Raw genomic sequence first — 23,641 nt, 5'->3', positions numbered from 1 at the left:
GTTCGGGGATGTCCCGCCGCCCTGGATTGCTTCGCTGCGCTCGCAATGACGGTGAGCGAACTACGCCACCTTGCGCGGCACCAGCCTCTCGCTGGTCAGCGCCTCCTGCGCGCCCGAGATCCCGGCTTCGGTGTATTCGGCGTCCTCGTTGACCCGCCAGACATCATGAAGGCGCCGACCCGCGCGGATGTTCTCCACGGTCAGCATCGCCGTCATCATGGCGTGGTCCTGGTTGTTGTACTTGTGCATGCCGTTGCGGCCGACGAGGTGCAGGCTCGGATAATCCCGCTGCAATTCGAGGCGGACGGTGTTGATATGCGCCGAATAGTCCTCGTCGTAGACCGGATAGGCCTTCGGCTGGCGCACGACGCAGGCATCGACCACCTCGGCCGGATCGATGAGGCCGATCCGCCCGATCTCGGCCTTGGCGAGCGCCACGAGATCCTCGTCGGATGACGACCACAGCCCATCGCCCTCGAAACAGAAATATTCGAGGCCGAGGCAGGTATGCGACTCATCCGGAATCATCTCCGGCGACCACGAGCGGAAGTTCTGCACCCGGCCGACCTTCACCGAAGGATCGTGGATGTAGATCCAATTGTCGGGGAAATTCTTGTCGGACTTGGCGATGAGCGCGACCGTGAGGAAGTCGCGATAGGCGAGCGCGCGGGCGTTGAACGTGCTCAGGGGGCGCGGGCGGATGGCGTTCACGAGGTCGCGCACCGGTGCCGAGGAGACGACGTGGCGGGCGGTGTAGGTCTCGCGGGAGCCATCGCTCAGGCGGGCCGAGGCGGTCCAGAGGCCAGTACCCTGGTCATAGCTGAGGGAATCGACGGTGCGGCCTAGCAGCACCCGGCCGCCCTGCGCCTTCGTCTTCGCAGCGGCGGCCTCCCACATCATGCCGGGACCACGGCGGGGATAGCGGAACGATTCGATCAGCGTCTTGATGACCGGGCCGCCTGCCTTCTGGCGCTTGCGCAGACCGAGCGAGCGCTTCACCCCGTCGCGGATCGCCGCGCCGAGATCGAGCCCCTTGATGCGCTGCGCCGCCCAATCGGCCGAGATCGCATCGCACGACATGCCCCACACCTTCTCGGTGTAGGTCTTGAAGAAAATCGAGAACAGGCGCTCGCCGAACTGGTTGCGCACCCATTCGTGGAAATTCTTCGGCTCGCGGACCGGTTTCGCGCGGGCGTAGAGGTAGGACGCGACGCAGGCGACGCTCGTGCCGAGGCCGAGATTCTTCAGAGCCTCGAAGGCCTTGAGCGGATAGGCGTAGTATTTGCCGTTGTAGTAGATGCGCGAGAGGCGGGGCCGCTCGATGAAGTCGTTCGGAAGGATCTCGTCCCACAGGTCCACAACCGCCTTGGACTTCGAGAAGAAGCGGTGGCCGCCGATATCGAACAGGTAGCCGTTATGCGAAACGGTGCGCGAGATGCCACCAACCTGTTTGGGATCGCTCTCCAGAACCGTGACCGAATGGCCGTGCTTGGACAGCAGATACGAGGCCGTGAGACCCGCCGGCCCGGCGCCGATCACCAGCGTCTCGGTGTGATGGCTCATCAGTCGCTCCGGCCCGGATCGATTCACGCGTAGGTTGCGCCGATTCATGTCCTGGCAGGGTTAAGACTTTCCTCCCCTCGGGCGACTTTCAGCTCACCCATTTCAGCACGCGGATGACGCCCATATCTGCCGCCTGACGGTGAGCCGAGACATCCCGGCGCGCGGCGATCTCCGCGCGGTTGGCGACATAGTAACGATAGGCGGCCAGCAGCATGTCGCCGTTGGTCAGCGTCGGCTGCCAGCCGAGACCCGCCTTGATGCGGCTCGTATCGAAAACGAAGCTCTCCGCGATCATGCGGTAATGGTAGGGGCCGAGCGGCGAGATCCGCAGGGCGTGTGCCGCGCGCATAGCGAGCAGCGTCGGCTTCAGGGGCAGATGCGCCGTGCGCGCGCCCGTGCCCGCATGGGCGATGACGTGCTGGAACGTCTCGCGCATGGAGCCGACATCGTCCGCACCGATGCCGAACACTCCGGAGGCGGTCTGCCGCCACGCCAGCAGCATCGCGGCAATCAGGTCCTTGGCGTAGATGAACTGATAGCGGTTGCTGCCCTCGCCCACGAGCCACACCCGCCGCCCCTCGCGGATGAAGTCGAACAGGATCGCGAGCAGCCCGAGCCGCCCCTCATCGATGATGGTGGGGGAGCGAATGATGGTGGTGGCGAAGTCGCCCGCATGGGCGGCCAGGATGCGCTCGCCCTCCAGCTTGCTCTGTCCGTAGATCTCACAGGGCGCGGGTTCGTCATCCTCGCGCACCGGCCTGTCGAATCCGCGTGCCCAGAGGCAGTTGCTGGAAATGTAGACGAGGCTGCGGATGCCCGCTGCCGCCGTCGCCTGGGCAAGGACACGAGTGCCCTCGACGTTGCTCGCCCACAGTTCGCGAGGCTTGATCGTGCCGTGCGCCAGCAGGGCCGCGCAGTGGAACACCGCCTCGTGCCCCGGCACGTGCCGGTCGAGCAGCGCCCGGTCGCGGATATCCCCGACGACCGGAGTGAAGTTCGGGGCCACGAAGGTCGCGGGCAGCAGGTCCACGCTGGTGACGGAGTGGCCGTCATCGAGCAGGCGGCGGACGAGGAGCGATCCGAGAAAGCCTGATCCACCGGTGACGAGAACGCGTGCCATGTCTGTTCGCCGGTTCGAGGAATCGTCAGGCCGCCGCGTCGAGGGCGGCATGCTGCGGAACGAGAGTGCGCTGCGCGTGCAGGAGGCGGTGCGCCTGCGCGAACAGAGCACCGGGCACCAACACGCCGAGGATCGGCAGATCGAACACGATGAGGATGCGGGCCATCGGCACCAGGATCCATGCGGCCACCGTGCTTGGCGCGGCACCGGGGGCGTGGCCGAGTACCAGCAAAGCGAGCGCAGGCGCGGCGATGGCGAGGTCGTAATGCGAGACGTAGGGCTGCATCACCAGCGCCCCGAGGATGACCACCACGAGCACGCCCGGATCCCGCGCGCCCCGGCGCAGGGCCGCAACGCCGAAGGCGAGGCAGGCCGCACTCACCACACCTTGGATCGCCCAGGCGGCGCTAGCGGGCAGGCCGGAATAGCGCGCCGCGAAATAGGCCGTCACCGACGTCTCGATCATCTTGGCGTCGAAGCGGGTGATGTAGGCGCTCTGCATCGGCATCGTGACGGTGATGAACTGCCGCCAAACCTCGAAGCCGAAAAGACCGGCAGAGGCCGCGACCAGCGCCAGCGTCGCGACCGCCCCCGCCGCGAGGCAGCGCCACTGCCCTGTAAGGAGGAGCATCAACCCGATGGCGCAGGCGAATTGCGGCTTGGTCGAGAGGAACGCGAGGCAGAGCCCGGCGAGCACCGGCCGTCGCCCGGCGTCGATCAGCGCGACACTCGTCGCCAACGCGAGCAGGCCGCCGAAATGGCCGTACATCATCATCGCCACGGCGGGCGGCGAGACGCAGGCCACGAGAATCGGCCAGCGCCCGGGGCTCTCCCGTAGAAGGATCCGCGTCGTGAGGGCGAGACCCGCGAGGTTCACCGCCGTCCAGAGGAGAACGCCCGGCAGGAACGGAAGTGCCGCGAAGGGCGCGAAGAGCAGGAGCGCGTGCGGCGGATAGACGAAGACGAGCAGCGGATCGCGCGTCATGCCGAAGGCCGTCTTGATGGCCGCGCTGTAGGCGGGCAGATCGACCAGCACCGCCCCCTGCCCCGAGAGCACGAGGCGCGGTGCCATCCAGAAGTTGACGAAATCCCGGCCGAGCGGTGCACCGATCATCCAGCCATGGATGTTCCAGGGCACCATCGCCAACCACGACAGGGCAGAAATCATCGCGCCGCCCGCGAGGATCGCCATTTCCCGTCGTTGCAAGTGGGGTATCGGCATCGTCCGCTCCGCGCGGACGCAACCGTAGGAAGCAACGGCTGACGATTGGTTAACCCAACAATGCTTCCTGAATGGCACCACCGGCCGGGGAGACAAGACGACGATGCCGGACCGAGCCCCGCCGGTGGCCTCGCCTGCGACGCGGTTCAAAACGACGACGCTGCTCTGGCTGCTGGCCGCCTTCGGCCTCGCGACGATGAACGCGCCAGTCGATATCGCTGCGACGCTGTTCCATCTGCGCGTGCCCGATCCCGACGACGCCATGCGGCTCGTCGAGGCCCGCGACCTTGCGAACGGCCAGGGCTGGTTCGATCTGGTGCAGCACCGGTTCGGGCCGCCGCCCGGCATTCCGAGCCATTGGTCGCGCCTCGTGGATGCGCCGCTGGCGGGGCTGATCCTCATTCTCACACCGCTGGCGGGCCGTGGACTGGCTGAGGGTATCGCCGCCGCGCTCTGGCCAATCCTGCTGTTCGGCCTCTACGCGCTTGTGCTGATGCGCGGAGCGAAGGCCGCCTATGGCCCGAGGGCCGCATTGCTTGCCCTCATCGTCGCGACACAGACCGTCGGGGTCGGCGTGCAATTCGCCGCCGGTCGCGTCGATCACCATGGTCTCCAACTCATCATCATCCTCGGGCTGGCGCTCGCCATCATCCGGGGCGCGGGATGGCTCGCCGGGCTGCTCGCGGCTGCCTCCCTGGCGGTCGGGCTCGAAGGCCTGCCCTATGTGGCCGCCGCCGCGCTGTTCCTGTGCGCGGATTGGACTTGGCGCGGGCGACCCGCCTCTCGCGTGCTCACCGGGTTCGGCCTTGGCCTGGGCCTTGCCGCGCCGATCTTGTTCGGCGCGCAGACCGATCCTGCCCGCTTGAGCATCCCCGCCTGCGATGCGATCTCACCGCCCTGGCTCCTTTTGGCCGAGGGTGGGCTGATTCTTACCCTCGGCTGCGCCGCGCTCGACGGGCGCTTGGCACGACCCGCAGCGCGGCTCGCCGTGCTGGCCGTTTTGGGTGCGGGCATCGTCGCTGGCTTCGCCGTGCTGTTCCCGGTCTGCCTCGGCGGGCCGTTCACCGGCATGACGAGCCTGGTCCGCGACCACTGGCTTCTCAGGGTCAACGAGATGACCAGCCTGCCGACCTTCGTCGCCAGACGCCAGTGGGAGGCTCTGGCCTTCTATCCCGTCCTGATCCTCGCGACGCTGGTCGCGACGCGTCTCGCGCCGCAGGGCCGGGCTTGGGCCGTCGCCGCGACCTTGCTCTGGCCGGGCCTACTCATGGGGATCTCGGAGTTTCGCGGAATCTACGTCGCGAGCGGGCTGGTCCCCCTCGTGGCGGGCGGCTTCATCGATCGCGTCCTGGCGACCGGCCCGGGCACGCGCCGGCTGTCGGCGGCGGCAGTCGCCGCGGGGCTCGTGAGCACGATCTGGATACCCATCGCGAGCCTCGGCGAGGTGCTGTCGCCTTGGCCTCGCACCGCCCCCGATCTGCAGGGCGCGATGACCTGCCTGAGCGACGAGGCCCTGAGCGGCCTCGCCGCCCTGCCCCCCGGCCGCGTGCTGGCGCCGACCTTCATGGGTCCGGCAATCCTGCTCCACACGTCGCAATCGATCGTCAGCGCACCCTATCACCGGGCCGTGCCGCAGATCGCCGCCTCGATCCAGGGCCTCGGCGGCACCGAAGCCGACCTGCGACGGGCCATGACGGAACAGGGCGCGACACGGCTCGTCGCCTGCCCGGCGCGTCTATCCACGGATCTTCAGCCGGAGCCCGCCTTCGTCTCCCGCCTCGTTCAGGGAACGGCGAGCGCCGACTGGCTGACTCCGGAACCCGCGCAGGGCGTGATCAGAATCTGGCGCGCCGCGCCCTGAACCTCAGACCAATCGCCGGTCGAGCCGAATAATCCGGCACGGATCGCCTGCTTGAGCGGGCGGTGCGTGCGGCTCGCGGATCAGCAACGCTTCCGAGCGACCGAGCACCGCGAGCATGGACGAATCCTGCCGGTTCTCCGCCGTGGCCACTGGCAGGCGGCCCGGCTCGATGGTGAGGCTTGCGCGCATGAAATCCGCGCGCCCATCGTTGGCGGGAAGGTCACGCCCCAGGGTGGCGGGCTCGCTGCGATCGGCCCCGGCCTGGGGATCCCCGAGCAGGGCGCGAATGGCAGGCACCACGAAGAGCAACCCGCAGACGATGGACGAGACCGGGTTGCCGGGCAGGCCGATCACCAGCATGTCCCCGAGCCGCCCGTGCATGAGCGGCTTGCCCGGTCGAAGGGCGACCTTCCAGAAGCCCAGTTCGAGACCCTCACGGGCGAGCGCCGCCTGGACGAGATCGTGATCGCCAACCGAGGCACCGCCGAGGGTGATCAACAGGTCGGCCTTCGCCTCCCGCGCCCGTCGAAAGGCCGTCTCCAGGGCAGCATGGTCATCGGCGGCGATGCCGAGGTCGATGGTCTCGGCACCTGCCTCCTCCGCCAGGGCGGCGAGCGCGAGGCTGTTCGAGGCGACGATCTGGTCCCAGGCGGGCGTCGCCCCGGGCTCGACCAATTCGTCGCCCGTGGCGAGGATCGCGACCCTTGGGCGCCGTCGCACCGGCACCTGCGGATGGCCCGCCGCCGCCGCGAGGGCGAGGCGCCGCGCATCCAGGACCATGCCTTCGGCGAGCAGCGTTTCGCCCGCCGCGAAATCCAAGCCCTCTCGACGGATGAACCGGCCAGGCTGCACCGCCTCACGGACGCGGACCGTTTTACCCTCGGCGTCCGCATCTTCCTGAATGAGGATCGCATCGGCACCTTCGGGAACCGGAGCGCCGGTGAAGATCCTCACGGCCTCTCCGGGTTGGAGCGTGCCCGCGAAGCCGTGACCGGCGGCGCTGGTAGCGGTGAGGCGCAGGCTCGCTCCGACCGTGCCCGCATCGGCGGCGCGGACGGCATACCCGTCCATGGCCGAGGCCGGGAACGGCGGCTGCGTGCGGGTGGATGCGACGGGCGCGGCGAGCACCCGCCCGGCCGCGCGGGCCAGCGGCACGCTCTCCGGCTCGACCGGCGTGCGCACGCTCGCCAGAATGCGCGACAGCGCCTCCGCGACAGGAATGAGGCCGCTCATCGTTCCGGCCTCACGGCGCCGGATCCGCCCGATAGGCGCCCGAACGCCCACCATCCTTGGCGAGCAGGCGGATGCCCTCGATGCGCATCCCGCGGTCCACCGCCTTCACCATGTCGTAGACCGTGAGGCAGGCCAGCGAGACGGCAGTCAACGCCTCCATCTCGACGCCCGTCGGGCCCTGCACCCGCACCTCGGCCGTGATGCGCAGGCCCGGGAGGGCGGTATCTTCCTCGCACTCCACCCGTACCTTCGAGAGGAGCAGAGGGTGGCAGAGCGGAATGAGTTCGTGGGTGCGCTTGGCGGCCATGATGCCCGCGAGCCGCGCTGTACCGATCACGTCGCCCTTCTTGGCATCGCCCTCGCGGATCAGCGCCAGGGTCTCCGGCAGCATCACCACGCAGCCCTCCGCGCGAGCGGTGCGGGTGGTGGCGGGCTTGTCCGTGACATCGACCATATTGGCCGCGCCCGCCGCATCGAGATGGGTGAGGCGCCCGCTCATGCCCTACCCTTGCCCTTCGCGCCGTCCCCGAAGAGCAAAGCGCGGGTCGCCAGCGTCACGTCGCCCTGGCGCATCAGGCTCTCGCCCACCAGCACCGTATCGAGCCCATGCTCGGCCAAACGCACCACGTCGGCATGGCCGCCGATGCCGCTCTCGGCCACGGCGATCCGGTCATCCGGGATGCCGGGCTTCAGACGAAGGGCGTTGTCGAACGAGACCTCGAAGGTCTTCAGGTTGCGGTTGTTGACGCCGACCAAGGCCGTGCCGAGCGGCAGAGCGCGCGCGAGTTCGGCCTCATCATGCACCTCGGTCAGCACGTCCATGTTGAGCTCATGGGCCGTCTCGACGAGGGCCATGGCCTCGTCGTCATCGAGACAGGCCATGATCACGAGGATGCAATCCGCGCCCCAGGCTCGCGCCTCGTAGACCTGATACGGCTCGAACATGAAGTCCTTGCGCAGCACCGGCAGCGCGCAGGCCGCGCGGGCGGCGACGAGGTAATCGGGCTTGCCCTGGAAGGACGGCTCGTCGGTCAGGACCGATAGGCAGGTCGCCCCGCCCTTCTCGTAGGCCGCCGCCAAAGTCGCGGGGTCGAAATCGGCGCGGATCAGCCCCTTGGACGGAGAGGCCTTCTTCACCTCGGCGATCAGCGCAGGCCGACCGTCCTTGCGGTGCCTGCGGATGGCCTCCGCGAAGCCGCGGGGCGGATCGGCCTGCGCGACCTTCTTTTCGAGCTTCGCCAGTGGCATCCGAAGCTTCGCCTCGGCGATCTCGCGGCGCTTGTACGCTTCGATCCGGGCGAGGACGTTCGGCCGTTCCGGGTTCTCCGGGGCGGCTTCGGGAGCGGCCTCCTGCGTGAGCGAGGTCATCGGCTCTCCTGCCCGTTCGAGCATGACTGCGACACGCGCACCAGACGCGCGAGGGTGGCACGGCCCGCGCCGGAATCGATCGCATCCTGCGCCCGGCCGACGCCTTCCGCCAGAGACCCCGCGCCCCCCGCGACGACGAGTGCCGCACCTGCGTTGACAACCGCGATGTCGCGATAGGCGTTTCGCTCGCCCGCGAGAACCGCTTCGAGGGCGCGAGCATTATGGGCCGGGTCTCCCCCGCGCAGCTCTTCCGGCGCGCGAAGGGCGATGCCGAGGTCGCGCGGATCGATGGTGAAGCGCTCGATCCGGCCGTCTTCCAGGGCGACGACGCCGGTCGGGCCTGTGACGGTGATCTCATCGAGCCCGTCCGAACCGTGCACGGTCCAGACCCGCTGGCTGCCGAGTTCGGCGAGCACCCGTGTCAGCGGCTCGGCGCGGGTGCCATCCGCGACGCCGAAGAGCTGGCGCGTCACCCCCGCCGGATTGCACAGAGGGCCGAGCAGGTTGAAGATCGTCCGAACCGGCAGTTCGGCGCGCACAGCCGCGACGTGGCGCATGGCGCCATGATGCGTCTGGGCGAACAGGAAGCACAGACCGGCTTCCGCCAGGCACTTTTCCTGCGCCGCCGGATCGAGCCCTAACGTGACCCCGAGAGCGGCGAGCACATCGGCGGCACCGGAGCGGGAGGTCGCCGCGCGGTTGCCGTGCTTGGCTACCGGCACGCCACAGGCCGCCACGAGGATCGCGGCGAGCGTCGAGACGTTCACGCTGCCCGAATGGTCGCCCCCCGTGCCGACCACATCCACCGCGTTTTCCGGCGCCGTGACGCGGACCATGCGCGCCCGCATCGCCTCGGCTGCACCGACGATCTCCTCGATCGTCTCGCCGCGCATCTTGAGGGCCGTGAGGAACGAAGCCGCCTGGACGGGTGTGACCTCGCCCGACAGGAGCAGGTCGAAGGCCGCGCGCGCCTCGGCGCGCTCAAGGGGCTGCCCCCCGGCGACCTTGGTGAGGAGCGGTCTGAAGCTATCCATCGGAATCGTCGCGGGAAGCGGGGATCGCGGCGTCAATGCACGTCGGCGGAGGGCCTGTCACGCCCTGCGTTCCAGGCCCGTGCCAGTTCGAGGAAGTTCTGCACGATCTCGCGCCCGTGCTGCGAGCGGATGCTCTCCGGATGGAACTGCACCCCGTGGACCGGAAGCTCGGCATGCTCCAGCCCCATGATCAGCCCGTCCGCCTCGGCGGTGACGGAGAGCGAGGCCGGGCAGGTCGCACGGTCGACCACCAGCGAGTGGTAGCGCGTGGCCTCGAAGCTCTCGTTGATGCCCCGGAACAGGCCCTTCGCCCCATGGCGGATGGTCGAGACCTTGCCGTGCAGGGGAAGAGGGGCACGCACCACATCGCCGCCGAAGGCCTGCCCAATGGTCTGGAGCCCGAGGCAGACGCCGAAGATCGGGATTTCCCCCGCCAGCTCGCGCACCACGTCGAGGCAGATCCCCGCCTCGTTCGGGCTGCACGGTCCCGGCGACAGCACCAGCGCGTCCGGCGCCTTCTCGCGGATGTCGGCCACCGACAGCGCGTCGTTCCGCGCCACCTCGATCGTGTCGCAGAGCGGCCCGATCAAATGGACGAGGTTGAAGGTGAAGCTGTCGTAGTTGTCGATGACGAGGACTTTGGACATGGCGCGAACCCGAGCAGTTCCGAAGGGATGTGACGGCTCGGGGCGGGGCGGTCAACCGGCGCCCCGCCGTGGCACTACTGCCCCCGCCGCGCCTGCGCCGCGAAGCGCACGGCCTCTTCCGCCGCGCGGAACAGGGCCTTGGCCTTGTTCACGCATTCCTGCTGTTCCGACGCCGGATCCGAATCGTAGACGATGCCCGCGCCCGCTTGGACGTGCATCCGTCCATCCTTCACTACAGCCGTTCGCAGCACGATGCAGGTATCCATCTCACCGCCCGCGCCGAAATAGCCGATGCAGCCGGCATAGGGGCCGCGCTTCTGCTTCTCCAACTCGTCGATGATCTCCATCGCCCGCACCTTGGGCGCGCCGGAGACGGTGCCCGCCGGGAAGCCCGCCGAGAGGGCTTCCAGCGGATCGTACTTCGTGTCGAGGTCACCCTCGACGTTCGAGACGATGTGCATCACCTGGCTGTAGCGCTCGATGAAGAACTGATCGGTGACGCGTACGCTGCCGATGCGGGACACGCGGCCCGCATCGTTGCGGCCGAGATCGAGGAGCATCAGATGCTCGGCCCGCTCCTTCGGATCGGCGAGCAATTCCTCCGCGAGCGACCTGTCCTCCGCGGGCGTCGCGCCCCGGCGGCGCGTGCCCGCGATCGGGCGGATCGTCACGATGCCATCGCGCACCCGCACGAGGATCTCCGGCGAGGAGCAGACGATCTGGAAGGCGTCGAAATCGAGGTAGCAGAGGAACGGCGCCGGGTTGGTCCGGCGCAGGGAGCGGTAGAGCGCAAAGGCGGGCAGCGTGAAGGGTGCTTCGAACCGCTGCGAGAGCACCACCTGAAACACGTCGCCCGCGACGATGTACTCCTTCGCCCGCGCCACCATGGCGGCGAATTCTTCCGGCGTCGTGTTCGACACCGGCTCGGGCGCCGCCACCGTCGCGAGATCGATCCGCGCCTCGATCGGGAGCGGGCTCTCCAAAGCGGCGGCGACCCCGTCGATGCGCGACAGGGCGGATTCATAGGCCGCTTTCGCCGAGACACCCTCGGCCGGACGCACGGGCGTGACGACCGTGATCACGTCGCGGATCGAATCGAACACCACCATCAGGCGCGGACGTACCAGGATCGCATCCGGCACGCCGAGCGGATCGGGGTTCGGCGTCGGCAGGCGCTCCATCGAGCGCACCATATCGTAGCCGAGATAGCCGAACAGGCCCGCCGCCATCGGCGGCAGGTCACGCTCCTCGTCCTGGCCGATGGCGCTTTCGGCGATGAGGGCGCGTAGGCTCACCAGGGGATGACGGGTATCCGGCTCGAAGCGGGTCAGATCGGGCTGACGCGCGAGCGAGGGCGCGCCGTCGCGGCAGCGCCAGATCAGGTCGGGATCGAGCCCGATCATCGAGTACCGCCCGCGGACGGCTCCACCCTCGACCGACTCGAGCAGGAAAGCCGGGCCGGGATGCCGGGCGCGCAGCTTGAGGAAGGCGGCGACCGGCGTTTCGAGATCCGCCACCAGGGCGATCTCAAGCAGGGTCGACCGCCCGGAATCGTAGGCCGCGCGGAAGGCGTCGAAATCGGGCAGGTCGGACATCAGTACTCGCCGCCGAAGACTTTGCGGAGCGCCGCCTGGTCGACCTTCACACCCGCGTTCTTTTGAACATCCGCGATGTATTGCGACAGCACGTCGTCCGCGATGGCCGACTGGAAGTTCTGCGTCACGGTCCGGTCGCTCGGGCTGTCGGGCACGAAGGCAGGCACGCTCGCCGACGTCACCTTGAACACGGCACGGGTATCGCCGGAGGCCGCACTGCCGGACTTCTCGACCGGCGTCGCGAAGATCAGGTTCACCACGTCGGAGGTGAGCATGTCCTTCGGCTGGTTGCGGGCGAGATCGGATGTCTCCTGCGGGTTCACGCCGACTTCCTTGGCCACGTCCTCAATGGACGCGCCCTTGTCGAGCTTCTCCACCAGCTCACGACCCTTCGTCTGAAGCCGCTTGGCGGTCTCGGCCGTCACCCAGCCCGCCTTCACGGCATCCTTCACCTCGTCGAAGGGCTTGTCGTGCGCGGCGTCGATCTTGGTCACGTCGTACCAGATGAAGCCCCCAGACTTGGTGCGGAGGGGCTCGTTGTCGCCGCCGATTTCGGCGCGGAAGATCGCCGGGAGCGTCGTGTCGGCATCCGGGATACCGGCGACGCGGTTGCCATCCGGCGCCTTGCCCTGGCCGTCCACCGCCTGGACCGCGACGAGGGCGAGTTTGCGCTCGGCCGCAATGTCAGCGAGCGGCTTGGCGCTGGCGCGCTGGTCCTCGATGGCGTCGCGCACGTCTTCGATCTTGTCCTTGGCCCGTTGCAGGGCCAGCGTCTTGCGGATCTCGCCGGAGACCTCATCGAAGGACTTCACCGTTCCCGGCTCGATCTTGGTCACGCGCAGGAGCACCTGCCCGAACTGACCCTTCACCGGCTGGCTCACGCCGCCCTCCGGAAGCGCGAAGGCGGCCTCGCCCACGGCCTTGTCGAACAACTCGTCGCGCGAGAGCGTGCCCAGCGTCAGTTCCTGGCCGCTCGTCCCGCGGGCCTCGGCGACCTGCTCGAAGGTCTTCGCGCCTTCCTCGATCTCCTTGCGGGCGGCCTCGGCCGAGGCCGCATCGGGGAAGACGATCTGCTGGATCGTGCGCTTCTCGGGTGTGCCGTAACGGCTCTTGTTGAGATCGTAGGCCTTCCGGGCGTCCTCGTCCGAGACGGGCTCGGACTGCGCGACGGCCTCGGGATCGACCACGAGGATATTCACGGTGCGGTATTCGGGGGCGCGGAACCGGTCCTTGTTCCCGTCGTACCAGGTCTTGAGCTCCTCATCGCTCGGCGCCGGAATCTGGCCCGCATCGGAAGGCTGGAGGAACAGATACGAGACCGCGCGCCGCTCGGTCGAGTAGCGGTGAACCGCCTCGCGCAGAGCGGTCGGCACCGTGATTCCGCCGGACACCGCCTCGGCCAACTGGATGCGGGCGATGACGGAGCGTTGCTCTCGCACGAAGCCCTGCTCATTCAACCCGGCGCGCTGCAGGGTTTGGTAGAACAGCTGCGGCTCGAACTGGCCCTGCGCGTTCTGAAACGACTTCTCCTCGCGGATCGCCCGAAGCACGGTGCTGTCAGGCACGGCGAGCCCGAGATCGCGGGTCTTCTGGTCGAGCGCCGCCTCGGTGATGAGCTGCGACATGACCTGGCGGTCGAGGCCAAGCGAGCGCGCCTGCTCGGGCGACAGGGCGCGCTTCAGCTGGACCTGATAGCGTTCGAGCTGGTTCTGATAGGATTGGCGGACCTTCTCGGCCGAAATCTTCGTGTCGCCCACGGTGGCGACCGCGCTGGTCCCGCCGCCGCGGACGAGATCCTCCACGCCGTAGATGCCGATGCCGAACATCAGCAGCGAGAAAATGATCGCCAGCACGATCTTGCCGAGCCAATGCTCGGAGGCGGCGCGGATGCCCTGCAACATGGTGAGTTCTGGATACGCCGGTTCGGGAAAGCCTTGTCGCGGCCCGCGATAGACCATTCGGGCCGAGAGGCAAAGGCGAGAGACCAGGGCTCGTCCCGTCCGGTGGGTCCGGACACCCGGCGAAACAACCGCAGGGAAATGCTCTGTGACGCGTTTGCGCGCCCAAGCTTGCTCTGGTAGGGCCGCCGGTCACGGATGAGTGAGAATTGGGGGCTTAGGATGACGCAAGCCGGGCGGCGGCCCCTGGTTGCTGGCAACTGGAAGATGAACGGCACGCGATCTTCGATCGCGGTGGTTGAGAAGATTCGCGACGGCCTGTCGCCCGATCTCTCAGCCCGCATCGACGTGCTGATCTGTCCCCCCTCGACCCTCATCGGGTCCTGCGTCGCGGCGACCTACGGCTCCTCGGTCGCCATCGGCGGACAAAATCTCCACGCCCGTGAGAGCGGGGCCTTCACCGGTTCGATCTCGGCCGAGATGCTGGCCGATCTGGGTGCGAAGTACGTCATCGTCGGCCATTCGGAACGGCGCGCCTACCACCACGAGACCGATGACGGCGTGCACGCCAAGGCGCTCGGCGCGCGCCGTGCCGGGCTCTGCGGCATCATCTGTGTCGGCGAGACCATCGAGGAGCGCGAGCAGGGCCGTGCGCTCGATATCGTCCGCGCCCAGCTGGCCATCGGCCTGCCCAAGGGTGCGACGGCAGCCGACACGGTGATCGCCTACGAGCCCGTCTGGGCCATCGGAACAGGTCGCACGCCGACGCCGAAGGACATCGCGGAGGTTCACGCCTCCCTGCGCGACATGCTCGACAAGCTCGCGGGCGACGAGGCTGCGAAGATCCGCATCCTCTATGGCGGCTCGGTCAAGCCGGGCAACGCCCGGGAAATCCTATCGCTGGACAATGTCGACGGCGCCCTCGTCGGCGGCGCGAGCTTGGTGGCCGAAGACTTCCTCGGCATCTGCAACGCCTACGCGTAAGACGGAACCGGGGCGTCGCGCCCCGGCTTCGCATGGTTGTCACATGGAATTGGTCTTGAGGTCGGGCTGAGTCCCGACCGAAGGCGACCCATGTCAGAGGATCTGAGTTCCGCAAATCCGGCGCTGGTGGAGATGATCCGCCGCGAGATCCTCGACAGCTACGACGAGGAATGGGAGCAGGATCTCGAAGACGAGCGCCTCGACCAGCTCGGCGGCGATCCCGTCCATCGCGAGCTCGATCGCCGGTTCTATTTTCGCGAACTCCTTCGCCTCCAGCACGAACTCGTCCGCCTTCAGGATTGGGTCCAGCATCACAAGCTGCGCGTCGTCGTGATCTTCGAGGGTCGCGATTCGGCCGGCAAAGGTGGTGTCATCAAGCGCATCACCCAGCGCCTCAACCCCCGCGTGTGCCGCGTCGCGGCCCTGCCCGCGCCGAACGAGCGCGAGCGGACGCAATGGTATTTTCAACGCTACGTCGCTCACCTTCCGGCGGCGGGCGAGCTCGTTCTGTTCGATCGCTCCTGGTACAACCGGGCAGGCGTCGAGCGTGTCATGGGATTCTGCACCGAGGGCGACGTCGAGGAGTTCTTTCGCTCCGTCCCGGAATTCGAGCGCATGCTGGTGCGCTCGGGCATCGTGCTGCTGAAGTATTGGTTCTCCATCACCGACGAGGAGCAGGCGCTCCGCTTCAACATGCGGATCATGGATCCGCTGAAGCAGTGGAAGCTTTCGCCCATGGATGTCGAATCACGGCGGCGCTGGGAGGATTACACCCGCGCCAAGGAGGACATGCTCGCCCGCACGCATATCCCCGAGGCGCCCTGGTGGGTGGTCGAGGCCGTGGACAAGAAGCGCGCGCGGCTGAATTGCATCAGCCATCTTCTTGAACAGGTCCCCTACGGCGAGGTCGAGCATCCGCCGGTGCACTTACCCGCTCGCGTGCGGCACGCCGATTACATCCGCGCGCCGATCCCTGCTTCGATGCACGTGCCGGATCGCTACTGATGGGCGGGCCGACCGTGGTTGGCGCTGGCGCCCGCATGGTGTAAGGCCCGGTCCACCTCGATGGAGCGGCGCCGGACGCCGCCCGTCACCCGTGCCTCGACCGTCTCCGGTCGGCGCGGGTGAGCGAAGACCGGATCCCCGATGCAGACCGTCCTGATCGTTGTCCACCTTCTTATCGTTCTCTCGCTGATCGGCGTCGTGCTGCTTCAGCGGTCCGAGGGCGGCCTCGGCCTCGGCGGGGGCGGCAGCGGCGGTGTCGGCGGCTTCATGACCGGCCGTGGCCAGGCGAATGCCCTCACCCGGGCGACCGCGATTCTCGCGGCCCTGTTCTTCTGCACCAGCCTGGCGCTTGCCGTGATGTCGCACCGCTCGGCGGCGCCGAAGTCGATTCTCGACTCAGGTGCTCCGGTGCCGGGCGCCCCGGCCGCGCCTGCTCAGAAGCCGACCGGTGCCGACAACCTCCTCGACACGCTGCGCAAGGCGCAGGACCGCACGCCCGAGCAGGCGCCGGCCCAGCCTGCGCCGGAATCCGGTGCGCCTGCCGCGCCGCAATCGCGCTGATCGTGCCTGCGCGGGCCGCACTCCGCCCGCGCCCCCAAACCACTCTGCACGGATCGACCGCGGGTCTGGAACCCGCGGCCGTTTTGCGTGCCATCCCCAGCCACCGCCGCTTTGCACGGTTTGACCGTTTGGCAAATGCGGCTGCCTTCTTTATGGATCGAGGCCCATGACGCGGTACGTTTTCATCACCGGCGGCGTGGTCTCCTCCCTCGGCAAAGGTCTCGCCTCGGCTGCCCTCGCGGCGGTCCTCCAGGCACGCGGCTACCGCGTGCGGATGCGTAAGCTCGACCCGTATCTGAATGTGGATCCGGGCACGATGAGCCCGACTCAGCACGGCGAGGTCTTCGTGACCGACGACGGCGCCGAGACCGATCTCGATCTCGGGCATTACGAGCGGTTCACGGGCGTTCCCGCCTCGCGGGCGGACAACATCACCACCGGCCGCATCTATCAGGACATCATCGCCAAGGAGCGGCGCGGGGATTACCTCGGCGCGACGATCCAGGTGATTCCGCACGTCACCAACGCCATCAAGGACTTCGTCCTGGAGGGGAACGAGGCGTTCGATTTCGTGCTGGTCGAGATCGGGGGCACGGTCGGCGATATCGAGGGCTTGCCCTTCTTCGAGGCGATCCGCCAACTCGGACAGGAATTGCCGCGCGGCACCACTGCCTTCGTACACCTGACGCTGTTGCCCTACATCCCGAGCGCGGGCGAGTTGAAGACCAAGCCGACGCAGCATTCCGTCAAGGAACTGCGCTCCATCGGCATCCAACCCGACATCCTGCTCTGCCGCTGCGACCGGCCGATCCCGGTGGAGGAGCGGCGCAAGCTCGCCCTGTTCTGCAATGTGCGCGAGACGGCCGTCATCGAGGCGCGGGACGTGGCTTCGATCTACGAGGTGCCGCTCTCCTATCGGACCGCCGGGCTCGACCGGGAGGTGCTGGGCCATTTCGGCCTGGAGCATGGCGACGAGCCGGATCTCGCCAAGTGGCGCACCATCGCCGAGCGGGTGCGCAACCCCGAGGGCGAGGTCTCCATCGCCATCGTCGGCAAGTACACGGGGCTCAAGGACGCCTACAAGTCGCTGATCGAGGCGCTGACTCACGGTGGCATCAACCACCGGGTGAAGGTGAACCTTCAGTGGATCGAGGCCGAGGTGTTCGAGAACGAGGACCCGGCCCCGTTCCTGGAAGGGCTGAACGGCATCCTCGTACCGGGTGGCTTCGGTCAGCGCGGCGCCGAGGGCAAGATTCGTGCGGCCCGTTACGCGCGCGAGAAGAAGATTCCCTACCTCGGCATCTGCTTCGGCATGCAGATGGCTGTGATCGAGGCGGCGCGCTCGCTGGCGGGCATTACGGACGCCAATTCCACCGAGTTCGGCGAGACGTCCGAGCCGGTCGTCGGCCTGCTGACCGAGTGGCTGCGCGGCAACGAGCTCGAACGCCGGGCGGCCGAGGGCAATCTCGGCGGCACGATGCGGCTCGGCGCCTACGAGGCCAAGCTCGATCCCGAGTCGAAGATCGCGCAGATCTACGGCTCGGACCGTATCTCGGAGCGCCACCGGCACCGCTACGAGGTCAATATGGGCTATCGCGAGCGCCTTGAGGCGAAGGGCCTGCGGTTCTCCGGCCTCTCGCCGGATGGGCTCCTGCCTGAGACGGTGGAGCATGTCGGCCACCCGTGGTTCATCGGCGTGCAGTTCCACCCGGAACTGAAGTCCCGACCCTTCGAGCCGCACCCACTGTTCAAAGGCTTTGTCGGCGCGGCCATCGAGCAGAGCCGTCTGGTCTGAGCACGGGGGTCCGGTGCGTGATCCTGCCGCCGTCCTTCGCTGAAGGGCGGCGCGGCCCTATCTTGCCGGTATCGTGACCGAGATCCTGTTCTACCATTTGCAGCACCAGCCCCTGGAACGGGTGCTCCCCACTCTGGTGGAGCGCTCGCTCGAACGCGGCTGGCAGGCGGCGATTCAGGCGGCCAGCGAGGAGCGGCTCGCCGCCCTCGACGACCAGCTCTGGACCTATTCCGACGAAAGCTTCCTGCCGCACGGCACGGATCGCGAGCCCGATGCCGCGAGCCAGCCCGTCGTGCTGACCCTGAAGGACGCCAACCCGAACGGGGCGTCGATCCGCTTCCTCGTGGAAGGCGCCGATCTGCCATCGGATGCGTCCGGCTATGCCCGCATCTGCGTGCTGTTCGACGGGACGGACCAGGATGCGCTGCTGCGCGCCCGTGAGCAGTGGAAGCAGGCTAAGGAAGAGGGCCACACGATCGCCTATTGGCAACAGGACGAATCCGGTCGCTGGAACAAGAAGGCGTGACGTCCTCCATGACGATTCCGACCGTCGGCCGCCTTGCGACCGCTCTCCTGATGGCCCTGGCCACTCCCCTGCCGCTCGCGGCGCAGGACTCGCCCCATGGCCCCTCGCCGCACGCGCCTCCTGCCCGTGCGCAGGCTCCAGGGCCGGACGGGCGTCGCCTTCCCGCCGACTCGGTGACGAGCCAGAGCATCACCCTGCCCGACGGGCGCAAGCTGGACTTCACGGCGACGGCGGGTAGCCTGCCTCTGGTCGACGAGGGCGGAAAACTTCAGGCCGAGATCGGCTACATCGCCTTCACACGCCCGGCGGAAAACGGGCGCGAACGGCCTGTGACCTTCGCGATCAATGGGGGGCCGGGCGCGGCCTCGGCCTATCTCAATATCGGCGCCATCGGTCCCTGGCGGCTCCCGATCGGCACGGACACGATCAGCCCCTCGCAGGGCGTCGGCCTTGTGCCGAACGATGGGACGTGGCTCGATTTCACCGATCTCGTCTTCATCGATCCGGTCGGCTCCGGCTACAGCCGCGCGGCCGATGGCGACGGCAAGAAATACTGGTCCGTCGACTCCGACGCATCGACGCTTGCGGCGGTCATTGCTCGCTACCTGCGGGTCAACACCCGCATGGCGAGCCCGAAATTTTATGTCGGCGAAAGCTATGGCGGGTTCCGGGGGCCACTCATCGCTTCGAAGTTGCAGGAAGACATCGGCATCGGCCTGTCCGGCATGGTGCTGCTGTCGCCCGTGCTCGACTTCGCATGGCTCGAGCGACCGCGCACAGACCCCTGGGGCTACGTGCTGCGCCTGCCCTCGCTCGCGGCCACGGGGCTCGAACGCCAGGGCAAGACGCCCGGCGCCGACACCCTGGCTTCGGCCGAGGACTATGCCACGGGCGCCTATCTCGCCGACCTTTTGAAGGGACCGGCCGATACCCAGGCCGTGGGGCGGATGTCCGACCGCCTCTCCTCCCTCACCGGTCTGGACCGTCAATTCTTCCGCCGTCAGGCGGGTCGTCCCTCGGGGCGGGGGATCCAGCGCGAGATCGGTCGCGAGAACGGCCGGGTCGCGAGCCTCTACGATACCGGCCTCACCGGCTGGGACAGCGATCCGGATTCACTGTCGTCGGGTTTCGATGATCCGCAGCTCACGGCGATGCACGCGCCGCTGACCAGCGCGATGTTGGATCTCTATGCCCGCACATTGAAATGGCCCGTGCCGAACATGCGCTACGAGCTCCTGAGTAGCGCGGTGAATCACGGCTGGAACTGGGGCTCGAGCCGCCAATCCCCCGAGGCCCTGTCGGCGCTCAAAAGCGCGCTGGCACTCGACGGCAAGTTACGGGTTCTCGTCGTCCACGGCGCCACCGATCTGGTCACGCCCTACTTCGCCTCGAAGCTCCAGATCGCGCAGATCCCATCCTATGGCGGCGGGCGGTTGAACCTGACGGTCTATCCCGGCGGGCACATGTTCTACGGTCGCGACGCGTCCCGTGCCGCCTTTCATAAGGATGCTGCAGATCTCTTCGCGGCGGCCCTCAAGGACCGCGAGAATTCGCCGAAGGACTAGCTTAAGCCCGACGCGGAGCGAGCAGGGCGACGATCCCGAGCAGCCACCCGCCCATCAAGGCGAATCCGCCGCTCGGCGCCGCCATGGGGAACAGAGGATGCCCCGCCAGTACGCGGAGGGCGAGATCGCCGCAGAACAGGCACAGGCCGATCGCAATCAATCCTGCGGCACCCCGTGAAAGCGACACCCGTAGCTGACCGGCTGCGCCGAGCCCGATCAGGGCGAGGATGGCGGGAGCATGGAACAGCAGGAATTGCGCCGCCGTCTTGAGCGATTCGGCGCCCGCCATGTGGGCTGAGGCGGCGCTCGCCGCCACGCCGAGCAGGCCACAGAGGCAGGCGAAGGCGCCGAGCGCCCGATCCGCGCCCGTGAGCGTCACGCGCCGCGCTCGGCCAACAGGCGTGCGACGGCAGCGCGGAGATCGGCAACGCCGGAATCGTCCCGGCTCGATGTGAGGATCACTTCCGGATAGGCGGCCGGGCGCTTGGCCAGGGCCTCGCGAATTCCGGCCAGGCGGGACTCGATCTGGCTCTTCTTAAGAGCGTCCGCCTTGGTCAGCACGACCTGATAGCTCACGGCCGCCTTGTCGAGCCCGTCGAGCACGTCCGTGTCGATGCTCTTCAACCCGTGGCGCGAATCGATGAGCACGAACACGCGGGCGAGGTTGGCGCGACCCTTCAGGTAGGAATGGATCAGGTGCGTCCAGGCCTCGACCTTGGCCTTCTCCACGGCGGCGTAGCCATAGCCCGGCATGTCCACCAGGGACATGCGGTCTCCAATACGGAAGAAGTTCAACTGCTGCGTGCGCCCAGGCGTGTGGGAAACCCGCGCGAGGGTGTTCCGCCCGGTGAGCGCATTGATCAGGCTGGACTTGCCGACATTCGAGCGTCCGGCAAAGGCGATCTCGATGCCCTCCATCGGCGGCAACCGGTCGAGGGTTTGGGCGGCGGCGTAGAAATCCGCGCTGCCCGCGAACAGCAGGCGGCCGGCCTCGATGAGGCCGGCCGTTTCGTCGTCTGTCATGTTTTCGGTGGTCACGTCAGCCCTTGGTCGGCGCCGTCTTGGCCGGTGTCTTGGAGCCGCGCTTGAATGTCCCGCGCAGGTTGTCCCACAGCTCAACCTTCACGCCGTTACGGCGCATAATGACGTATTGCTGCAGCACCGAGAGGGTGTTGTTCCACGCCCAGTAGATCACCAGTCCGGCCGGGAACGAGCCGAGCATGAAGGTGAAGATGATGGGCATGAAGGTGAAGATCTGAGCCTGCACCGGGTCCGGCGGCGCGGGGTTCATCTTCATCTGAATGAACATCGTGATGCCCATGATGATCGGCCACACGCCCAGATGGATCGGGATCCATTCCGGCGGCGTGAAAGGAAGCAGGCCGAACAGGTTCACGACGCTCGTCGGATCGGGAGCGGCAAGATCGTGGATCCAACCGAAGAACGGCGCGTGCCGCATCTCGATGGTGATGAACAGCACCTTGTACAGCGCGAAGAAGACCGGGATCTGGATCAGCACAGGCCAGCAGCCCGCGACCGGATTGATCTTCTCCTTCTTGTACAGCTCCATCATGGCCTGCTGCTGCTTGACCTTGTCCTCCTTGTACCGCTCGCGGATGGCGGTCATCTCCGGCTGGACGGCCTTCATCTTGGCCATCGAGACGTAGGAGCGGTTGGCGATCGGCAGGAACAGCAGCTTCAGGCCGAGGGTCACGATCAGGATCGAGACACCGAAATTGCCGAAGAGGTGGTAGATGAAGTCCAGCGCCCGGAACATCGGCTGGGTGATGAACCAGAACCAGCCCCAGTCGATCATCAGGTCGAAGTGCCGGAGGCCGAGATCCTTCTGGTAGGCGTTGATGACGTTAACCTCCTTGGCGCCCGCGAACAGGCGCTGGTTGGCCGAGACGGAGGCTCCGGCGGCAAGGTTCACCGCATCGCCACGGGCGCTCGCCTGATAGACGTTGGTCGCGCCATCGGTGCGGTCGGTGAAGGCGCCGGTATAGGGGGCGTTCTGCTCGGGGATGACCGCAGCCGCCCAGTACTTGTCGGTGATTCCGAGGAAGCCGCCGGTGACGTTGTTGAACGCCTTGCCCTTGGTGTTGGCGCCGCCATAGGCGCCCTCCTTGGCGAGCTTGTCGTAGGTGATCTCCTGCAGGCCGTCGTCGCCGAGATAGCCGATCATGCCCTCGTGCAGGACGTAATAGCCTTGTGTGTGCGGCTTACCCCAGCGGGAGACGAGGCTGTACGGATAGAGCGTGACTGCGTTGGAGCCCTTGTTCTCGACCGAGTCGCGGACCGAGAACATGTACTTGTCGTCCACCGCGACGATGCGCTTGAACGTCAGACCCTCGCCGTTGTCCCAGGTCAGGGTCACGGGCATGCCGGGAGACAGGGTCTTGCCGTCGGCGGTCCAGACCGTTTCGCTGTTCGGCAGCTTGGCGTTGGCGCCAACCCAACCGAACTCGGCGTAGTAGGGCGTCTCGGTCCCGGCCGGGGAGAACAGCACGATCTCCGGGCTCTTGGGGTCGATGGTCTCGTGGTAGTTCTTCAGCGCGACGTCATCGATGCGCGCGCCCTTCAGGTTGATCGACCCCGAGAGGGCCGGCGTCTCGATCTTCACGCGCGGGGCGCGGGCGAGCGCGGCCTCGCGAGAGACCGGACCACCGGCAGGCATCGGCGCGGTGCCCGGCGCGGGGGCGGCCGGGCCACCCTCCTTCGGCGAGGGCGAAGGCACGCCGTCCGGCGTCACGCCCGGCGGCTGCGTCTGGGCCTGAGCCGCCTTGTTCTGCGCCTCGATCTGCCGCTGCTGCTCGAGGCGCGGCCCGGCGACGAAGTACTGCCAACCGAGCAGCACCAGCAGCGACAGGCCGATGGCCACGAACATGTTGGTCTTGTCATTGCCCATCGGGGACACCAAGGCCTTTGTTCGGGGACGCGGGCAGCGCCGGAGGGCGTTTTCCGCGTCGGGATGATGAGGAGGGAGGCTTGCCGCCGTGATCCGGCTTGCCGACGCGGGTCACCGCGGGAATCGCCTTGCGGAGATCGTCGGCAAGGGCCGCAAAATCCGCATGGAGGGCGGGGCGGCGGGCGACGAGGACGATATCGGCTGTGCGGTCCGCAAGGTCGGCGGGCAAAGCGGCGGCGACCTCAGCAACGACGGCGCGAAGGCGCCGCTTGATTCGGTTGCGCTCGGTCGCGTGACCGACGCGCTTGGTGACGGTGAAGCCGAGGCGCAGGCCGCCGGCCTCACTGGAACGCAGGTTACCCTGCGCCGTCATCCGTTCGGTGTGAAAGCGGCGGCCCGCGGCAGCGGCCAGAAAGTCGGGCCGCTTCTTGAGCCGTTCGATCGTCGCCATCGACCGTTCGATCCCGGCTTCAATTCCCCGGAAGGGGCCGCGCGAGTCGCGCGGCGGCGGGTCTCAACCCGCCGGGCTCAGGCCGACAGGCGCTTGCGGCCGTGGGCGCGGCGGCGGGCCAGCACCTTGCGACCACCGGCCGTCGCCATGCGCGCACGGAAACCGTGGCGACGCTTACGAACGAGCTTGCTCGGCTGATAGGTTCTCTTCATGACGATTGGCCTTCAAAGGTCGAGGCGCGCTCGCGGGCGGCTATGCCGCTCCCGACCTTCACGCGTCCTGCATGTCTCGCAAACACGAAGGGC

The 23,641-nt window shown here is 67.7% G+C and carries 22 protein-coding genes; 7 read left to right on the top strand and 15 right to left on the bottom strand.

What is annotated here, in order from left to right; genetic code table 11:
* Window positions 1-60: 60 nt before the first annotated feature.
* The 3 genes from J4O73_RS05675 to J4O73_RS05665 all read right to left on the bottom strand — a co-directional run bounded on the left by J4O73_RS05675 (window position 61) and on the right by J4O73_RS05665 (window position 3,905).
* Window positions 61-1,563, bottom strand: a complete 1,503-nt coding sequence (locus J4O73_RS05675) for an NAD(P)/FAD-dependent oxidoreductase (protein ID WP_426215410.1) — start codon at window positions 1,561-1,563, stop codon at window positions 61-63.
* An 88-nt stretch (window positions 1,564-1,651) separates the two neighbouring features.
* Window positions 1,652-2,683, bottom strand: a complete 1,032-nt coding sequence (locus J4O73_RS05670; protein WP_426215408.1) for an NAD-dependent epimerase/dehydratase family protein — start codon at window positions 2,681-2,683, stop codon at window positions 1,652-1,654.
* 25 nt (window positions 2,684-2,708) lie between these two features.
* Entirely contained in the window at window positions 2,709-3,905 is a 1,197-nt protein-coding gene (locus J4O73_RS05665) for a glycosyltransferase family 87 protein (protein ID WP_426215406.1), read from the bottom strand.
* A 103-nt stretch (window positions 3,906-4,008) separates the two neighbouring features.
* Between J4O73_RS05665 and J4O73_RS05660 the strand changes: the two genes are divergently transcribed.
* Window positions 4,009-5,766, top strand: coding sequence for a hypothetical protein (locus J4O73_RS05660; protein ID WP_426215404.1), 1,758 nt, complete (start codon window positions 4,009-4,011; stop codon window positions 5,764-5,766).
* 3 nt (window positions 5,767-5,769) lie between these two features.
* Here J4O73_RS05660 and glp read toward each other — a convergent pair whose 3' ends face one another.
* The 7 genes from glp to J4O73_RS05625 all read right to left on the bottom strand — a co-directional run bounded on the left by glp (window position 5,770) and on the right by J4O73_RS05625 (window position 13,544).
* A complete protein-coding gene (gene glp / locus J4O73_RS05655; RefSeq protein WP_426215402.1) occupies window positions 5,770-6,999 on the bottom strand; it encodes a gephyrin-like molybdotransferase Glp in 1,230 nt (409 codons plus the stop codon).
* A gap of 10 nt (window positions 7,000-7,009) precedes the next feature.
* A complete protein-coding gene (gene moaC, locus J4O73_RS05650) occupies window positions 7,010-7,498 on the bottom strand; it encodes a cyclic pyranopterin monophosphate synthase MoaC (protein ID WP_426215400.1) in 489 nt (162 codons plus the stop codon).
* Window positions 7,495-8,367 (bottom strand): indole-3-glycerol phosphate synthase TrpC, encoded by an 873-nt coding sequence (gene trpC, locus J4O73_RS05645; RefSeq protein WP_426215398.1) that lies wholly within the window; start codon window positions 8,365-8,367, stop codon window positions 7,495-7,497. The genes moaC and trpC overlap by 4 nt, the downstream gene beginning before the upstream one ends.
* A complete protein-coding gene (gene trpD / locus J4O73_RS05640) occupies window positions 8,364-9,401 on the bottom strand; it encodes an anthranilate phosphoribosyltransferase (RefSeq protein ID WP_426215396.1) in 1,038 nt (345 codons plus the stop codon). The genes trpC and trpD overlap by 4 nt, the downstream gene beginning before the upstream one ends.
* A gap of 32 nt (window positions 9,402-9,433) precedes the next feature.
* The gene (locus tag J4O73_RS05635) at window positions 9,434-10,048 is read right to left on the bottom strand and encodes an anthranilate synthase component II (RefSeq protein ID WP_426215394.1); all 615 of its coding nucleotides are present in this window, start codon (window positions 10,046-10,048) and stop codon (window positions 9,434-9,436) included.
* A gap of 74 nt (window positions 10,049-10,122) precedes the next feature.
* On the bottom strand, window positions 10,123-11,643 hold the full coding sequence (trpE, locus tag J4O73_RS05630) for an anthranilate synthase component I (RefSeq protein WP_426215392.1): 1,521 nt from the start codon (window positions 11,641-11,643) through the stop codon (window positions 10,123-10,125).
* A complete protein-coding gene (locus tag J4O73_RS05625; protein WP_426215390.1) occupies window positions 11,643-13,544 on the bottom strand; it encodes a peptidyl-prolyl cis-trans isomerase in 1,902 nt (633 codons plus the stop codon). The genes trpE and J4O73_RS05625 overlap by 1 nt, the downstream gene beginning before the upstream one ends.
* Window positions 13,545-13,763: 219 nt before the next feature.
* On the opposite strand from J4O73_RS05625, the gene tpiA reads away from it, so the two are divergent.
* The 6 genes from tpiA (at window position 13,764) to J4O73_RS05595 (ending at window position 19,977) form a co-directional block, all read left to right on the top strand.
* A complete protein-coding gene (gene tpiA / locus J4O73_RS05620) occupies window positions 13,764-14,525 on the top strand; it encodes a triose-phosphate isomerase (protein WP_426215388.1) in 762 nt (253 codons plus the stop codon).
* A gap of 90 nt (window positions 14,526-14,615) precedes the next feature.
* Window positions 14,616-15,530 carry a polyphosphate kinase 2 gene (gene ppk2, locus J4O73_RS05615; RefSeq protein WP_426215386.1) on the top strand — a complete coding sequence of 305 codons (915 nt, stop codon included), beginning with the start codon at window positions 14,616-14,618 and terminating at the stop codon, window positions 15,528-15,530.
* A gap of 141 nt (window positions 15,531-15,671) precedes the next feature.
* On the top strand, window positions 15,672-16,091 hold the full coding sequence (gene secG / locus J4O73_RS05610) for a preprotein translocase subunit SecG (RefSeq protein WP_426215384.1): 420 nt from the start codon (window positions 15,672-15,674) through the stop codon (window positions 16,089-16,091).
* A gap of 166 nt (window positions 16,092-16,257) precedes the next feature.
* Window positions 16,258-17,886 (top strand): CTP synthase, encoded by a 1,629-nt coding sequence (locus J4O73_RS05605; RefSeq protein ID WP_426215382.1) that lies wholly within the window; start codon window positions 16,258-16,260, stop codon window positions 17,884-17,886.
* A gap of 73 nt (window positions 17,887-17,959) precedes the next feature.
* Window positions 17,960-18,412 (top strand): DNA polymerase III subunit chi, encoded by a 453-nt coding sequence (locus J4O73_RS05600; protein WP_426215380.1) that lies wholly within the window; start codon window positions 17,960-17,962, stop codon window positions 18,410-18,412.
* 8 nt (window positions 18,413-18,420) lie between these two features.
* Window positions 18,421-19,977, top strand: a complete 1,557-nt coding sequence (locus J4O73_RS05595; RefSeq protein ID WP_426215378.1) for a S10 family peptidase — start codon at window positions 18,421-18,423, stop codon at window positions 19,975-19,977.
* 1 nt (window position 19,978) lies between these two features.
* On the opposite strand, the gene J4O73_RS05590 is transcribed toward J4O73_RS05595, so the two are convergent.
* The 5 genes from J4O73_RS05590 to rpmH all read right to left on the bottom strand — a co-directional run bounded on the left by J4O73_RS05590 (window position 19,979) and on the right by rpmH (window position 23,548).
* Window positions 19,979-20,356 (bottom strand): DUF423 domain-containing protein, encoded by a 378-nt coding sequence (locus J4O73_RS05590; protein ID WP_426215376.1) that lies wholly within the window; start codon window positions 20,354-20,356, stop codon window positions 19,979-19,981.
* Window positions 20,353-21,000 carry a ribosome biogenesis GTP-binding protein YihA/YsxC gene (yihA, locus tag J4O73_RS05585; RefSeq protein WP_378966380.1) on the bottom strand — a complete coding sequence of 216 codons (648 nt, stop codon included), beginning with the start codon at window positions 20,998-21,000 and terminating at the stop codon, window positions 20,353-20,355. The genes J4O73_RS05590 and yihA overlap by 4 nt, the downstream gene beginning before the upstream one ends.
* Window positions 21,001-21,016: 16 nt before the next feature.
* Window positions 21,017-22,885, bottom strand: a complete 1,869-nt coding sequence (gene yidC, locus J4O73_RS05580; RefSeq protein WP_426215374.1) for a membrane protein insertase YidC — start codon at window positions 22,883-22,885, stop codon at window positions 21,017-21,019.
* Window positions 22,875-23,336 carry a ribonuclease P protein component gene (gene rnpA / locus J4O73_RS05575; protein ID WP_378966382.1) on the bottom strand — a complete coding sequence of 154 codons (462 nt, stop codon included), beginning with the start codon at window positions 23,334-23,336 and terminating at the stop codon, window positions 22,875-22,877. Before rnpA ends, yidC begins: the two co-directional genes overlap by 11 nt.
* Before the next feature lie 77 nt (window positions 23,337-23,413).
* Complete coding sequence (rpmH, locus tag J4O73_RS05570) at window positions 23,414-23,548, bottom strand: 50S ribosomal protein L34 (protein ID WP_238205808.1); 135 nt, start codon at window positions 23,546-23,548, stop codon at window positions 23,414-23,416.
* Between the last annotated feature and the right edge of the window lie 93 nt (window positions 23,549-23,641).

Origin of the sequence: Methylobacterium sp. NFXW15 (assembly GCF_049887755.1) — a bacterium.
Taxonomy (GTDB): Bacteria; Pseudomonadota; Alphaproteobacteria; order Rhizobiales; family Beijerinckiaceae; genus Methylobacterium.
This window is presented reverse-complemented; position numbering and strand designations above follow the sequence as displayed.